Origin of the sequence: Thermococcus henrietii, from assembly GCF_900198835.1 — an archaeon.
In the GTDB taxonomy this organism is placed as follows: Archaea; Methanobacteriota_B; Thermococci; order Thermococcales; family Thermococcaceae; genus Thermococcus; species Thermococcus henrietii.
This window is the reverse complement of sequence record NZ_LT900021.1, coordinates 1,405,548-1,420,134: the sequence shown is the minus strand read 5'-3', so window position 1 is coordinate 1,420,134 and position 14,587 is coordinate 1,405,548. Positions and strand designations below refer to the sequence as shown.

Below are 14,587 nucleotides of genomic sequence, written 5' to 3'. Positions count from 1 at the left end.
TTCCGTGATGCGGGAAGGGTTAAACAGTTCCGCCTCCTATTAATGTTTGAGTACTGACGTTTCTAACCTTATAAAAGTCGGAAAAGCTGGATAAATAAAAGCTGAACTCCTGCGAGAACTCACCCCATCTCCATGAGCCTTCTGTACAGCTCCTCAACCTTCGCGCTGACTTCTTCCGGCGAGAAGCCGGCTTTAACGGCCAGCCACGTCGCGCCTCCCGCTCCAACGCCCTCCTTGACGTAGCCCTTTTCGTAGTCCCTCAACCCCTTGAATTCGCTCTTCGAGAAGTCCAAATCGGCCGAATAGGTCACTATTCCGATTTCCTTCGCCGTCTCGAGGAAGGTTGCGCTCTTATCGTTGGCGACCCACTTGGTTGTGGCAATCATGAACCTGCTTAAATCCTCGCCGAGAGCCTTGAGAAGCGCCGAAACTGCCAGCATCTGCGTCCCGCCCGCTAAAACGATGTTCCCCCTAAAGCCGAGCGCAATACCGATTACCGTCGCCATCATCGGGTCGCCGAACTGCCTGAGGGCTTCGAGGGGGTTGTCCCTCAGCTGACCTTTCTCAATTCCCGCCCTTTCGAACGCCTCGGCGATGACTTTCTCCTTCAGGCTCTGGGGATTGTCCGGTGAGGCCGAGCTGGTTCTCGCCTCGTAGCCGAGCGCCCATAGGACGGCCTGAGCGGTTGTCGTTCCTCCCGGCGTCGATTCGCCGATTACGAGCTCCTTCACCGGTGTCTTGTTCAGCTCCTCACCGAAGAGCTTGGCGCGCTTGATTATGTCGCCGAACTCCGGAAGTGCCGGCTCCTTCCTGAAGTCCCGCCCGACGGCATCGCTGATGTGGACGTGCGGGACGAGCGGGGCAAGATAAGTTCCACCCCTGACGACGAGAACCGGGAAGCTGGCGAGCTCCCTCGCGGCTTTGGTGATTATGGCCGGCGTCGGGTGGCCCTCAGGCGTTACAGGGATTACGTCAATCGTCAGGGGCTTCTCGTGGAATAGATACTCCGCGTCGGCCACCGGTGTCAGTTTCGTCAGTTCAGGCGTCGCTCCGGCCATGCTTATTCCAGGCACGGTGCTTATCTCCGTGTTGCCCAGAACGAGAAGGAAGAGGCTCTCCATTCCAACCACCGTGGAGTTTTTATCCAGTCCCGCTTATAGGCTTTGGGGTTGGAGATGGGAAAAGCGCTAATGGTTCTCGGAACGTCCTCAGGAGCAGGTAAGTCGCTCCTCGTTACGGCCTTATGCAGGATTTTCTCGAACCTGGGCTACGACGTCGTCCCCTTCAAGAGCCAAAACATGAGCCTCAACTCCGCACCGAGCATCGAGGGCGGTGAGATAAGCAGGGCACAGTATCTGCAGGCGATAGCGTGCCGAAAAAAGCCGAGCGTGAAGTTTAGCCCGGTTCTGCTCAAACCAGAAGGAAATATGAGGAGCCAGGTTGTCTTCATGGGAAAGCCTATTGGGAGCGTTTCTGCAAGGGACTACATGCTCTCGCGGAAGGAAGAACTCTTCAGGAAGGCGATGGCCGTTCTGGACGAGCTGAAGGAGAACCACGACCTCGTCATAATCGAGGGGGCCGGCAGTCCTGTCGAGATTAACCTCAGGGACTATGACATAGCCAACACGCGCGTCATGCTCCACGCAAAGGCGAAGGGAATCCTTGTTACCGATATAGACCGGGGAGGAAGCTTTGCCTCGATAGTAGGCAAGATGGAGCTTTTAAGGCCGGAGGAGAGAGATGCGATAATCGGCTTCGTCTTCAACAAGTTCCGCGGGGACGCTTCCCTCCTAAAGCCGGGCTTTGATTACCTCAAAAAACGCTACGGGAAGCCGACCCTCGGCGTTATCCCCTACGTCGAGCACCGCCTTCCCGAGGAGGACTCCCTGACGGAGTTCCCCAAGGTGAAGGGCGAGCTCCACATACAGATAATCAAGCTCCCCCACATAAGCAACTTCACGGACTTCGAGCCCCTGCACTGGGCGAACGGCGTTGACTACGTGACGAAGCCGGAGGAGCTCAATGGAGACGTGATAATAATCCCCGGAAGCAAGAACACGGTCGAGGATTTGCTCTGGTTGAGAAGAGAAGGCTTTGAGGACGCTATAATCGAGGCCCACCGCGAGGGAGCGTTCGTCGTTGGAATCTGCGGCGGCTTCCAGATGCTGGGGGAGAAGATTATCGACACCGTCGAGTCCAAGCGCGGAACCGTGAGGGGAATGGGCCTTCTCCCAGCCAAGACCGTCTTCGAGAAAACCAAGAGGACGAACCACCTCAAGGCTGAGGTTCTATGGGGGCCCGCTAAAGGAACGGCCGTCGAGGGTTACGAGATACGCTTCGGAAGGAGCGTCTCGGAGAGGCCGTTCTCGGTGATAAAGGCTATTAACGGCGCCAAAACCTTCGAGCCTGAGGGGGCGATAGGCGAGAGGGCCTTCGGGACTTACCTGCACGGAATCTTCCACAACTTCGCCTTCACGGAGCGCTTCCTCAACTTCTTGAGGGTGGAGAAGGGCCTTGAGCCGATATCAGTTGAGCGCTGGAGCATCGAGGGAGAAATCGAGAGGTTTGCAAGAGTTGTTGAGGAGAACCTCGACGTTGGGAGGATTTTGGGGGAGCTTGGACTTCAGAAATAATCCTCCGGCCTCTCCAGCTCCTTCGGCGGATGCCTCCTTGCCCACCAGAGCTTCAGGCGGATGTAGACGTAGAAGCCGAGGAAGACCAGCAGACCGACCGCGATTAACACTACCGCAAAGAGCAGAAAGCCAAGGAGGAACAGCACGGCGAGTGCTAGGAAGAGGAAAAAGGCCACCGCCCCTTTAACCTCGCTCCTTCTCATCTTCCCACCAGCCCCGCTATCTTCTCTGCGAGCTTTAACTCTTCCGGCGTGTTGACGTTCAAAGCGAGCAGCGGGTTTCTCAGCTCGAAGAACCGCTCGCCCTCGGTTCCAACGGCGTTAAGGCCAACTATCGCGTAGCCCCTGTAAACGACGGGCTTCACATCCTTCGGAACCAGCTTTAGCGGTAGAACCCCCGTCAGGCTCGTTTTTCTATCAAAGGCCCCTGAAATCCGCGCTATGTCGTTCGCCTTGACGAAGGGCAAATCCGCGGAGACGCTGATAAATGGCCCGAACTTGCGGAGGAGCCACTTAACGTCCTCAACGTAGCCGTTTCCAGGCGTCTCAACGAAGGGAATCCCCTCGCGGAGGCACAGCTCCCTCGTTTTCGGCGTGCTCTTGGAGAGGGCAACGACTGTCTCACCGACCTTCTCAGCCTCGCTATAAACGCGGAGTAGCATCGGCACTCCGCCGACCTTCAGGACAGGCTTTTCCCTCCCCATCCTGCTGGAACGCCCGCCGGCCATGATAACTATCATGGGAAACCCCTGGCGAGTGCATACACATCGGCCTCTGCAAAGAACTAAAATTGAAGGGCAAGAAAACTCAAACCGCCCTCCAGAAGGGGTCCTCCTTGGCCTTGACCTTGGCGGTCATCTTGAGGGCCCTCAGGTCGCTCTCATCGAGCTCGTTCTTGAGCTGTTTGAGAAGTATTATGACGTCGTTCTTGGTCAGGTCAACGTAGAGGGTCTCGCCGGGGTGAATGTGCCTGCCAACTATCGCCCCCTCAATCGCTATGGCAACAGCGTCTCCCTTCCTTGCCTCCTGAACGAAGTCGTTCTTGTTCTTGATGGACTTGATGACGCCGACTTTCTCGCCCGTTTCCTTGATGAGGGTCACTCCCGGTCTTATCCTGCCCTCAAGGACCTCGACACCGACTATTGCCGGCTTGCTCCTCCTGAAGACGTAGCGCTCGTCTGGGTAGAGCTTGATGACGCCCGGGAAGGTGACGTTCTTGAGGAGCTCACGCTTCTTCTTCTCCTCTTCCGCCTTGACCCAGGCCTCGTAGTCCTCTATGAGTTTGTAGATAATGTTCCCGACGAAAATCGGCACGCCCTTGGCCTTCGCGACCTCTTCTGCATCTTCGTTCACCTTGACGTTGAAGCCGAGAACCACTCCGTACTTCGGCTCCTCCTCGCGGACGCTCAAAGCCTCCATGACGTCGGTCTTGCTGATGTTTCCAACGTCGGCCTTCCTTATCGGAATGCCCTTCTCCTGGAGCTCCTTGCTCAAAGCTTCGAGGCTTCCGAGGGTGTCAGCCTTGACGATGACACCTATTTTACCAGTGCTTATGACGACGCTCTGTATCTGGTTCAGGATTTCCTGCTTGGCCCTCCCCACTTCCTCCTCGCTCCTCGCGGCTATTACCGGCGAACCCGCTAAGGCCTCTTCGAGACCCGGTGCGGCTATCTTCACACCCGCCGCCGCGGTGACCTCGTCAACCTGGTCAAAGCGGAAGCGCGGGTCGCGAATCTCGTCGAGGGGCTTCGGCTTGAGCAGGGCGCGGATTTTGGTCACTATCGCCTTGTCCTTTCCGCCGACGACGATTGTGTCGTCCTTCCTCAGCGTTCCATCGTAGATGATGACGTCTATCGTTGTTCCAAGGCCCAGCTCTTCCCTGACCTCAAGAATCGTTCCGCGCGCCGGCCCCTCGACCTCTATCTTGAGCTTCTGCTCGAGGTACTTCTGGCTGAGACCTGCGATGAGAACGAGAAGCTCCGGAACGCCTATGCCATATTTGGCGGAGATTGGAACTATCGCCAGCTCGCGCGTGAAGTCCTGAACGCGGTCGAAGCGGTTCGCCTGGAAGCCGAGCTCGTAGAACTTGCCGATGAGCTCCCAGAGCTTGGTTTCGAGCTCCTGAACGGCCCTCTGGTCCTGCTTCTTGATGTTAACCAAAAACGGCTCGTCCTCCTCGACTACCCAGCCCTTTATCCTGTCTATCTTGTTAGCGGCGACTATGAAGGGCGTCCTGTACCTCCTGAGTATCTCGATGCTCTCTATGGTCTGGGGCTGAAAGCCCTCGTTGATGTCAACAATGAGAACTGCCAAATCGGCTAAGCTACCTCCCCTCGCGCGCAGGCTTGTAAACGCCTCGTGGCCGGGGGTATCGATGAAGAGCAGGCCCGGAAGCTTTATCTCGCCCTTCCAGAGCTTTATGAGCGGTCCGGCGAGCTGTTTGACGACGTCAATCGGAACCTCCGTCGCTCCGATGTGCTGGGTTATTCCGCCCGCTTCCTTGCCGGCGACGTTCGTCCGCCTAATCCTGTCAAGGAGCGTCGTCTTTCCGTGGTCAACGTGACCGAGAACCGCTATGATGGGCTGTCTAATCCTCTTTGCCATCTTCATCACCTGAGCATAACTCATGGCTGGCCTTTTAAAGGGTTCGGGGCAAGGATTAAAAAGAGTGGTGGTAACCCTTAACGGTGGTTAAATGATAGCGCTCACACTCGGCGTGATTGTTGGCCTTGGAACGGCCCTCGCCCTCGGAAAGATTAAAGACCGGAAGTCGGAGCTGGCAGTATCCTTTCTCATGCCCCTTCTGACCTATGAGATGGCGAACGGCATCTACGGCGGATTCGGCGATTACGTTTACTTCTCAACTCCCATCGGGGATTTCACAACCTCTGAATTCATAGGACTTCAGACGTTCATCGCGTGGCTGATTATGCTCGCGTACGTCGGGCTTAGGGGGCAGAGGTGCCTTTGAAATTGATGAGTTCCCCGGTCTTTCCGCGTTTTTCTGGGCAATCACTGCCTTCGGACTCGGGCTTTCTGCAAGCGCGTGGCCCGCCTTAGCTCTCCCCGGGCTGGTAATCTACGTACTCCTCGCTTGGAGGGGCTGGAAAAATCCCTTCCGTTTCCTCAAAGCCGTTCCCTGCTCCGATGAGCTCAAAGAGCTTTCCCAAAAACTCGGATTTGGGTGCCTGACCGATAAGACCAGTTATGGTGTCTACAAGGTCAAGGGAACGCTTCTGATTGGTGGTTCGCTCAGGGAATTTCCGCGGTGGCGGGAGCTAGTTGAGTGCGTTGCCGAGGTTCCCGAGCCAGGAGGGAATGTCAACCTTTTCCTCCACGCGCTCTACCTCTCGGTGGTTCCCATCGGAGTCCTGCTCGGGAGGGGTATTACAACGGCGCTGGTACTCTTGGTTCTCGTCCTGCTCTCATACTACGCCACTCTGAAGCTGACTGTTTCGCTGGCGAAAACCGCCTTGGGAGAGGAGTGCAGACCGCTTGCTGGTGAATACTTGGAGTTCTTCAGGGAGAAGAAGAGAAAACGGCTGGGATTTATCGTGGACTAACGCTTCACCTCTCAAGGCAGTCCATAGTGTCAAGGTATTCCCTCTTGGCCCTCGCGTGGGTGTGGTAGAACCAGTCAGCTGCCTTGCAGTAGCTGTGAAGTTCCTCGGGCTTGAAGTAGAGGTTTATCTCCCTTTCGGCGCTCTCGGGGCTGTCGGAGGCGTGGATAACGTTGTATATCGCATCGCCGACGTCGAGGCCGTAGTCGCCCCTTATGCTCCCCGGCTCCGCATCCTTCGGGTCGGTCGCACCGGCCATCTTCCTGACGACGCTTATGGCGTATCTGCCCTCCACGACCATCACGACACTTGGGGCCTTGGTGATGTAGTCTATGAGGGCGTTGAAGAAGGGCTTGCCCCTGTGCTCCTCGTAGTGCTTTTCGGCGAGTTCGCGGTCAATCCATATCATCTTCATTCCGACGATTTTGAGGCCTCTCTTCTCAAAACGGCTTATGATTTCGCCCATGAGGCCTCTGACAACGGCGTCCGGCTTCAGAATCACAAGGGTTCTCTCTATCTGCTCCTCGGCCATCGGCAACACCGCTTATAGAATGGGGCGCGCGGTTAATAGGTTTTTTGGAGTCGTGCCAGAAACGTCAAAGTTGGAAAGGATTGAAAAGAAAGAAATCACTTCCTCCTCTTGGCCCTCTGAAGGCGGGCCTCCTGGAAGGCCTTGGTCCACTTGAGCTTCCTCGGGTTCCTGCCCATGAAGTAGAGCTTCTCGCACTTGCTGGAGCAGAAGAAGAGCACTCTGCCGTCGTTCCTGACGAACATCTTGCCCGTCCCCGGCTCGAACTCCCTTCCACAGTAGGAGCAGACGTTCCAGCGGGCCATTTTCAACGCCTCCTCCTGATTTCTCTCGCCTCACGCTCGGTCTCCCTGAGGATGACTATGTCGCCGACGCGAACGGGACCCTTAACGTTCCTCCTGATGACGCGACCCTTATCGCGCCCCTCGAGGATTCTGACCTTGACCTGGGTAACGCCACCGGTGACGCCGGTTCTTCCAACGATTTCGATAACCTCGGCGGGGTAGCCTTCGTCGCTCATACCTCACACCTCGTAAAGACTCGCGGGATGAACCTTAAACCTTTCGTGATAAGGAAGGAAAAGGAGCTCACTTCATGAGCTCCCTAACCTTCGTGGCAATCTCCTCAACGAGCTCGCGGGCCTTGCCGGGCTCGATGATGGCGACGCTCGCGGCCGGAACCTCGATTCCAGCGGCGGCGCCGAGTTCCTTCTTGCTCGGAACGTAGATGTACGGAATCTCCTTCTCCTCACAGAGTGGCGGAAGGTGGGCAACGATCTCCTCGGGGTCAACGTCCTCGGCAATTATAACGAGCTTGGCCTGGCCCCTCTCGACGGCCTTGGTGGTCTCGTTGGTGCCCTTCCTTATCCTTCCGGTGTCCCTGGCTATCTCAACGGCCTCAAGGGCCTTCTCGGCAAGCTCCTGGGGAACCTCAAACTTCACGTAGCTCGGCTTCGCCATCTTTCATCCCTCCGAAACCTCATCGTTCATCCGGTTTTGCGAGGGGAGTTTGGGCGAGAATTTAAAAGGGTTTCGCTAGTCAACTTTTCTCAGCACGAACTCGCAGTGTTCCGCTCCCATCGCCTCGCACTTGGTCTCTTCTCCCTCCCAGCGCTCGCCTGTGAACTCAGTTAAAAACTGCGCAAGTGAACCCGCGTAATGGGGGTGAAACGGATAGGGATAGCCTTTTCCACCCGGGAACAGGTTGGTGCCTCTAACTATGACAACGGAATCTGAAAGTTCAACGAGTTCGAGCTTTCCTCCCCCTCCTGCCATCGTGAACTTGAAGAGGTCCTCAAGAGCTTCTTCCACGTTTGAGCTGTGCTTCTTTGAGTACCCTCCATAGCCAAGGAACTGCTTTTTGCCCCAAGCGTAGAGCAATTCCTTCCCTTTTTCAGGTCCAAGAAAATCATAAACAGTTTCTATCAAACTTCTTTCTGCTGGTTCTTCTGTTATCTGGACTCGCACATCCCCAATCCATATGGTCCCATCTTCCTCAGCTTTTAAGTGGGTCTTCAGACCCTCAAGGCTCTGATAGTGTTCCTTCACAGGGTTTATGCCGGCTTTGGTCCGCACATAAGCAAATTTTGGCTCAAGAACACGGAGGGGCTGGAGGGTCCTTTTGATGGTGATTTTTCCGTTGGATGCCTCGATTATGTAATCAAAGGGTATCAGTATTGCCGCGAGGTCTGAACGCTCAAAGACATCGGAGCACACGGCAACGAACGTCGTCTTGCCGAGGGACTTAACCGAATTGACGAGTCTCACAACAGCCTTTATGTAAATCTTCGGGTTCGACTGAAGGGTGTACTGAGATGTCACATCATCTATAACCAGGATTTCATAGTTCATCTTTTGGAGTGCCTCTTTTATTATCGCCGTCGTGATTCCAAGGTCAAGGGGGTTTGGTAGAACATCTTTTCCGGACTGGGTAGCCTGACCGTAAAGGTTGGAGTAACCATCGAGAATCGTGAGGGATTTCCCCATGAAGGGTTCGTAATCTATACCGTGGTTTTTTAACTCCTTTAGGAGGGTTGGAGGAGGCTGCCTGAAATCCACGAGAAGGACCCTCTTGCCGTCTCGGAGGGCCTGTAAAACTGCCTGGTGCATGAGTATGACGTTATCGTACTCTATTGAACCAACGAACGCAACACTTGACCCTTCTTCGACCCCACCACCCAGTATATCATCGAGTTGTCTCACTCCCAGTGATAGCATTTTATCACCATTGGGGGCTTACTGTGCCATCTTATAACCTTTGCGTGTAGTACGATGAACATTAGAAAGGAAACACGAGAGGTTGGAATACAAAATGAAGCGTATGCCCAACCTCAGGAGCGGCCAAGCTCATCATCCCAGAGGTCAGAAAACAAAGAAACTCATCACGGCGTCACTCGGTTAACTGTTCTCTCTGTCGTAGCCCCTGTAAAGCTCAAGGCTTCTCCTCGCCCTCGCGCGGGGAATGTGGTGGCCCATGAGGGCGACTATCTCGTCGGCTTTAGCTTTTCCGTGGTGGAGCATCTTCCTCTCGGTCTTAATCTTCTCAATCCTGAAGGTGTAGCCCCCGACTTCAACCACCTCTCCGACCGCGAACTCCTCATCCCTCGGCACCTTCACGCGGAAGGACTGCGTGAGTCCCTTCGGCATGTATATGGACACCTTGATGACCTTTGGATACGTCAGGCTCTCGCCCCAGAGCGTCACTATCTCGCCGACCTTCGCCCGGTTCACCCTCTTTCCGCCCTCAAGCTCAATCCCGGTAATCCTGACCTCGTCCTCCTCGGTCTCGACGATGTCACCGACCCTAATCTCCTCGCCCTCGGGAAGCTCTGCCTCGCTCTTGAAGCTCCTCTCGTGCTTGCTGACGATGAGCGGGACCCTGACGAGCTTTGGAAGAGTCACGTGCCAGACGTTGCCGCACTCGTTACAGCGAAGGGTGAGTTCCCTTCCGCGCTCTTTGATGACCTCAACGTCATCGCTACCGCACTCGGGACAGATGAAGTACTCCTCCATGTCTCTCACCGGAGTAGGGAAAAGAGAAGGGGCTTATAAAGGTGCCTAATTAATGGCCCCTATCAGCTCCAAAATCCTAAGGGCATAGTAGGTTTCCTGAAGTCCCCCATAGTAATCTGCCCCTCTATAAAACAGGAAACCTCCATATTTATATTTTAATGAGTGGATAAAGCCTATCAAACTCTGGATATTTTCTGGACAGTGGCCCATATGTGTCAGCGCTTCTACAACTCTATAGGTATTGTAGAGGTCTGGGTAACCCCAACCTCCATCGTGCATTGTTCTTAAGAGATACTGAAGAGTGTCAGTGTCATTGTAGTTGTACCCAAGGGCGTAGAGGAGCATTACTGCATTTGTTGTTTGGTAGAAGATTACTCCAGTTCCATTCTCGATTCCAAACGTTCCATCATCGTTTTTCTTGGAAAGTATCTCCCTAATCAGTTCAGATTTGGTCTTTGGACTTAGCTTAATCCCTATTGAATTTCCAAGCTCTATGAGTGATATCCATCCATCGTCCATCAAAAGGTCCTCCCGTTTATGAGTTAAGTACAATCGTATCAGCCGTATCGTTTCATTTTTTAGGTAGTTCAAGTCATTGGAATCAATTGTGAGGTTAAGCTCTTTATACGTAAAGTAGACGGCGTATAAAGCACCGGGATCATCCTGGCCGTAGGGCCATCTATTGCGGAGAGCGTTTTCAAGATACCCCTCCAGCTTAGTTTTGTTAAGGGGCATTCCTATTTTCTTAGCAACGTAAACAGCCATGTATGTTAATATTGGTCCGCAGGTTTTTTGAAATGGAAAGCCAAAGCCTCCGAGGGGACTCTCCCAACTGTGTATAAAGTCTATTGTTTTTCTGTCGGGTTTTCTGCCAACTGCTACAATAGCTTTCACTGCATAATACGTTCCCTGAAACTCTCCGTAGTTCTTTCCAAAGAGGTTAAAGCCCCCATCGGGCAATTCTTGGGAGATAACATAATTGTAAATCTCGTTGGAGACAGTGCTATTCAGCAGGTGATACTCCCTGAGTAGTTGGGCTACATGGGCTATGATAAAAAGCGGTGGCCGGTAGCTTATTATTGTCTTTATGTTTCTGGAAAGGTTTTGTATGAACAAGAGGTCTCGGTGGTATCCTCTCAATTTTGTATAGTTGACACCCAATAGTTTTAGGCACTTTGTATAATAGGGAAAGTTAAAGAGAAAGTTCATAAATTGGAGGCCATCATATCCATCTGGCACCGTCAGGTTTTCAAACTGCTCAATACAATATTCCCTTGTCTTGGTGAGACTGCTTAAATTGTATCCAAGGACATGGAGAAGCTCGATGGATTGTGGAGTAAAGTCCATTCCTTTGTACACAAAAGAACCGTTTCTCTGCTTCATACTTAATATGAAACTTATAATTCTATCTGGATTTTTGGGAGAAGAGTTTAACATTGACAGAGTTATAACACCATAGTAGACTATCCAGAATTTAGGGAAGTCAGCGGTATAATCACTTGTCGTATTTTCAAAAAGATTTCTCTCATTCTCATGAAGCCATTTTATAGTCTGAAGTCTGTTGTATGGGGTTTGGTTAATCATCTTTAGTGCCGCCACAAAGTAGTACGTTGAGACAATGTCGGGGGTTATTGTATCGTCAATTTCAGTGAAACCCCCTTCCGGACACTCGGCAAGATGCAACCTCCGGGAGGTGTAGTTAATCCATGATTCACCAAGAAACGTGGAGAGATTGAGACGCGTTGGGAGACAGCTGAGTTTTGTTGTTGTCCCACTGTTTTCAATAGCGTTGTTTCTATTGCTCCCGCTCCATCCGGTCTCCCAGTACATCCCCAACAACAAAATTAATACTAAAAGAGAAGAAAGGAAAAATTTTCTTTTCAATGTGACTCCCTCCTAACCTTAATAACGTTAGCCCCCTGTATATATTCAGTCCCCCGGGCTTTGCTGAAATAAAATGTCCCGATAGTATGGTCCTCCACACGCCATATGCCAAAAAGTGCAGTTGCCTCTATGTTATCAAAGTCTACCCCAGCATAATCAGTGTTGTGAAGTGTTATGCTGTATTTCGTTTCATCGGAAGTTCCCTGAAAATCTATCCCTGGTGGTATTGAGATGTGGACGGAACCCCTAATGGCAACGAACCTCAATTCAACCCCTAGGGTTAAATTCTCTGCCCGATAGTCCTGGGACCACCAGTAGTCGTATGGCTGAATCCAGCAGGCCGCCGAAGAGTATCCGCCTACTGCCACCACGGAAAATTGGTCCTTTTCAATATTCAGAGATGCATATGCAGAGATGTAAACGTCGCCTTGATGTGGTATGCTGAAAGCCTCTCTTTGTTCGTAGTCAGAGCTTGACCCTATCCAATGACTTGATGCTCCTAGTAGTTGTCTGTGTCTGAGAGAAAAGTATCTGTTCACTGCCATGAAAACCTCTTTTCTGTCAAGTCCAGGAGTGTTGGGAATCTGTATTACCCCGTTCTTTGCAATTATTGGAATCTTCTGGTCATGTACATACAGCGTGTATGTGCCGACTCCAAGTTGTTTGCTGTAGCCGGTGGCGCTCACTCCTTGGAACACGGCCACTACCAACAACAGTGCCGTAAACCATACTACTTTCTGTCGCATTTGACCACCTCAATATAAGTGGTCATTTTAATGTAGCACATTAAAAGTACTTAAAATTTTTGGTTAATTGTAGTACATGCTTAATGTAGTCATTGTTTAGAATATTGTACTATCTATTGGCAAATTTTACATTTTAAAAATTAAAAGCTTAGGTAGACAAAGTTCGCAAAATCATTAAAGCTGGCTCCCTTCCTCGGGGTTCTTAATCTTCAACAGCGGGCAGACCTCCATGCACTCCCTGCAGTGCGTGCAGAGCTCGTAGTTCACCACTATCTTCCTGCTGAGCGGGTCTATGCTCAAAGCTTCCTCCGGGCATTTGCCGACGCAGACGCCACAGCCGACACACTCGTAGGCCCTCTTGACGAGGTAGTAGGCGCTAATCGCTTCCCTCTCGTCGGGGGCCTTTGTTCTTCTCGTCCCGGTAAAGAACTCGACGTCTCCAGCCCTTATGACATCTTCCTCGACGCTCACTTCGCCAAGTATCGGCGCGACCTGTAAGAGGCGCTTCTTGTTGAGAATTGTGTTAAACTCCAGTTCATAGCTCTCGCCTGTCTCCTCAATTTTGACCTTAACCGGCTCCCACGAGCGCTCCTCGGGAATATCGACGCCAAGCTTTCTCGCTATGGCCTTCTCGCCCCTGCTGAGCTTCTTCCAGCGCCAGAAGCCGTAGGTAACCCACTCCTCCGGAAGGCCGAAGCGCTTCCTCCAGTGCTCCAGAGCCTTCCGCCACTTCTCCCAGAGCTCGGGCTTCTCGCGTTTGAGCCTCTCAAATTCAGCTAAGGAAGCGCTCGGACAGAGGAAACAGCCTATCCTGTCAAATCCACGCTCGTAGAGCGGGTTGTAGGGCAGTTTCCTGCTGAATATGTAGAGCCACACCTCAATCGCGCGCCAGTGGAATATCGGCGACGCACCTATCTCGTTGGGCACCCACTCGTTCCTCCACACGCGCGGCTGCTTAAACCTCTTTATGCTCTCGTACTTCCTCTGGCCGACGAACATGAGGACTCCTTTCGGGTAGTTCTCCTTTATAGCGAGGGTTATCGGGCCGAGCTTCGTAACCTTACAGCACCAGCGGTAGTCGCGACCCGGCGGTGAGAAAACGTAGAGCGCCCTCCAGAAGGCGTCTCCAGCGTCCGCAACGACGAACTTTATACCCTTCGGCTCAAGCTCCTTCCTCAGCTTCTCCACGTACTCCACAGTTTCGGGAAACTCTATTCCGGTGTTGTTGAAGAACACCGTAAAGTCCTCGCCGAACTCCTCCAGGGCCAGCCCGAGAACGGTCAGGCTGTCCTTTCCGCCGGAGAAGGCAACGGCAACGGGAAGGTCCGAGTATTTGCTGACAACCCTCCGCATGAACTCCCTGCTTTTCACAACCTTCTCCTCGAGCGCTATCGAATTGGCTCTCAGAACGTCCTCCATCGTCGCCTTCCTGCCTTCGCGGTAGTTGATGCTCTTCTGCCTCTTGGGCTTGACCCCCGTTCCGCGCTCGCCCCGTATTAGGGCCTCGTAGTCCTTCTTCGCTATTCCCGTCGCAAAGACCTCGCCGTCCTCAGAAACGAGGATTACGTCGTCGTTCACCCTTATGCTTTGCTCCGCTTCGAGAACGCCGACAGCTAAGAGGTTCGCCCCGTTCTTTATCGGCTCGACGGCACCTTTATCGACTATAACCCACTTCTTCATGCTCTTTCCAAAGCGCTTCCAGAGGGCTATGGCGCCTTCAACCTTCAGGCCTGCCCTCCAGCGGAGCTCAACGGGGTCGAACTTGACGTAGCCGAAAACGTAGCCGTCCACAATGATTTCGTAGGCCTCATCTTCGCTCGGAAGCTTATTGAGGAGAACGACCTTTCCGTCGAGGACTTCCCCGACGTCAACGCCAAAGTGCTCCGCGAATACCGACTTTATGAACTCCAGGTCCTTTTCAAAGGCAAATCGAAGGTCACCGGGAGGAGTAATGTTAAGGCGGAATACGCCCTCCTTCCCGTGAACGGCACAGCTATCGCCGATGAGCGGGACGTTGCACTTCTCGCACCAGTTTATGTAAGCCTTTCCGAGGAAAACCGGTCTCCCCATGCTCTCACCTGAGGCTGAAATGGGGGAGGGGTTTATAAACCCGGTGGCGCCCTAAGTTTTACATTGTTGTAAAACTATGGGTGGCAATGAGGTGACAGAACCCACGTATTCAATGAAGGAACATTTAGAGACTTATTAATCCCACGCTTTAATTG

The 14,587-nt window shown here is 52.9% G+C and carries 16 protein-coding genes; 3 read left to right on the top strand and 13 right to left on the bottom strand.

The annotated features are described in order from the left end of the window. Window positions 1-119: 119 nt before the first annotated feature. Window positions 120-1,121 (bottom strand): nicotinate mononucleotide-dependent phosphoribosyltransferase CobT, encoded by a 1,002-nt coding sequence (gene cobT / locus CS910_RS07825; RefSeq protein ID WP_099210916.1) that lies wholly within the window; start codon window positions 1,119-1,121, stop codon window positions 120-122. A gap of 54 nt (window positions 1,122-1,175) precedes the next feature. Here cobT and CS910_RS07820 point away from each other — a divergent pair, with 54 nt between their 5' ends. Next, window positions 1,176-2,633 (top strand): cobyric acid synthase, encoded by a 1,458-nt coding sequence (locus CS910_RS07820; protein ID WP_099210914.1) that lies wholly within the window; start codon window positions 1,176-1,178, stop codon window positions 2,631-2,633. On the opposite strand, the gene CS910_RS07815 is transcribed toward CS910_RS07820, so the two are convergent. The 3 genes from CS910_RS07815 to infB form a co-directional block, all read right to left on the bottom strand. Beyond that, the gene (locus CS910_RS07815) at window positions 2,624-2,836 is read right to left on the bottom strand and encodes a hypothetical protein (RefSeq protein WP_099210912.1); all 213 of its coding nucleotides are present in this window, start codon (window positions 2,834-2,836) and stop codon (window positions 2,624-2,626) included. The two genes, CS910_RS07820 and CS910_RS07815, sit on opposite strands and share 10 nt — an antisense overlap. Then, on the bottom strand, window positions 2,833-3,372 hold the full coding sequence (locus tag CS910_RS07810; RefSeq protein WP_099210910.1) for an NTP transferase domain-containing protein: 540 nt from the start codon (window positions 3,370-3,372) through the stop codon (window positions 2,833-2,835). Before CS910_RS07810 ends, CS910_RS07815 begins: the two co-directional genes overlap by 4 nt. 67 nt (window positions 3,373-3,439) lie before the next feature. After that, window positions 3,440-5,242 (bottom strand): translation initiation factor IF-2, encoded by a 1,803-nt coding sequence (gene infB, locus CS910_RS07805; RefSeq protein WP_223211976.1) that lies wholly within the window; start codon window positions 5,240-5,242, stop codon window positions 3,440-3,442. 85 nt (window positions 5,243-5,327) lie between these two features. Between infB and CS910_RS07800 the strand changes: the two genes are divergently transcribed. Together CS910_RS07800 and CS910_RS11805 are read left to right on the top strand one after the other, a co-directional pair. Continuing rightward, window positions 5,328-5,603 carry a hypothetical protein gene (locus CS910_RS07800; RefSeq protein ID WP_099210906.1) on the top strand — a complete coding sequence of 92 codons (276 nt, stop codon included), beginning with the start codon at window positions 5,328-5,330 and terminating at the stop codon, window positions 5,601-5,603. Window positions 5,604-5,985: 382 nt separating this feature from the next. Next, window positions 5,986-6,195, top strand: a complete 210-nt coding sequence (locus CS910_RS11805) for a hypothetical protein (protein WP_145955391.1) — start codon at window positions 5,986-5,988, stop codon at window positions 6,193-6,195. A 4-nt stretch (window positions 6,196-6,199) separates the two neighbouring features. Here CS910_RS11805 and ndk read toward each other — a convergent pair whose 3' ends face one another. The 9 genes from ndk to CS910_RS07755 all read right to left on the bottom strand — a co-directional run bounded on the left by ndk (window position 6,200) and on the right by CS910_RS07755 (window position 14,432). Next, window positions 6,200-6,724 carry a nucleoside-diphosphate kinase gene (gene ndk / locus CS910_RS07795; protein ID WP_099210904.1) on the bottom strand — a complete coding sequence of 175 codons (525 nt, stop codon included), beginning with the start codon at window positions 6,722-6,724 and terminating at the stop codon, window positions 6,200-6,202. Between the two features lie 95 nt (window positions 6,725-6,819). Continuing rightward, on the bottom strand, window positions 6,820-7,026 hold the full coding sequence (locus CS910_RS07790; RefSeq protein ID WP_015859485.1) for a 50S ribosomal protein L24e: 207 nt from the start codon (window positions 7,024-7,026) through the stop codon (window positions 6,820-6,822). 2 nt (window positions 7,027-7,028) lie between these two features. Then, entirely contained in the window at window positions 7,029-7,241 is a 213-nt protein-coding gene (locus CS910_RS07785; RefSeq protein ID WP_011250261.1) for a 30S ribosomal protein S28e, read from the bottom strand. 67 nt (window positions 7,242-7,308) lie between these two features. Then, the gene (gene rpl7ae / locus CS910_RS07780) at window positions 7,309-7,680 is read right to left on the bottom strand and encodes a 50S ribosomal protein L7Ae (protein ID WP_042689830.1); all 372 of its coding nucleotides are present in this window, start codon (window positions 7,678-7,680) and stop codon (window positions 7,309-7,311) included. Window positions 7,681-7,755: 75 nt separating this feature from the next. Next, on the bottom strand, window positions 7,756-8,937 hold the full coding sequence (locus tag CS910_RS07775; protein ID WP_099210902.1) for a V4R domain-containing protein: 1,182 nt from the start codon (window positions 8,935-8,937) through the stop codon (window positions 7,756-7,758). Window positions 8,938-9,117: 180 nt separating this feature from the next. After that, window positions 9,118-9,732, bottom strand: a complete 615-nt coding sequence (locus tag CS910_RS07770) for an HVO_0476 family zinc finger protein (protein ID WP_099210900.1) — start codon at window positions 9,730-9,732, stop codon at window positions 9,118-9,120. A gap of 45 nt (window positions 9,733-9,777) precedes the next feature. After that, window positions 9,778-11,562, bottom strand: coding sequence for a prenyltransferase/squalene oxidase repeat-containing protein (locus CS910_RS07765; protein ID WP_145955390.1), 1,785 nt, complete (start codon window positions 11,560-11,562; stop codon window positions 9,778-9,780). A gap of 50 nt (window positions 11,563-11,612) precedes the next feature. Then, complete coding sequence (locus tag CS910_RS07760) at window positions 11,613-12,362, bottom strand: hypothetical protein (RefSeq protein WP_099210896.1); 750 nt, start codon at window positions 12,360-12,362, stop codon at window positions 11,613-11,615. Window positions 12,363-12,536: 174 nt separating this feature from the next. Beyond that, window positions 12,537-14,432 carry a phosphoadenosine phosphosulfate reductase domain-containing protein gene (locus CS910_RS07755; RefSeq protein ID WP_099210894.1) on the bottom strand — a complete coding sequence of 632 codons (1,896 nt, stop codon included), beginning with the start codon at window positions 14,430-14,432 and terminating at the stop codon, window positions 12,537-12,539. Window positions 14,433-14,587: the final 155 nt, after the last annotated feature.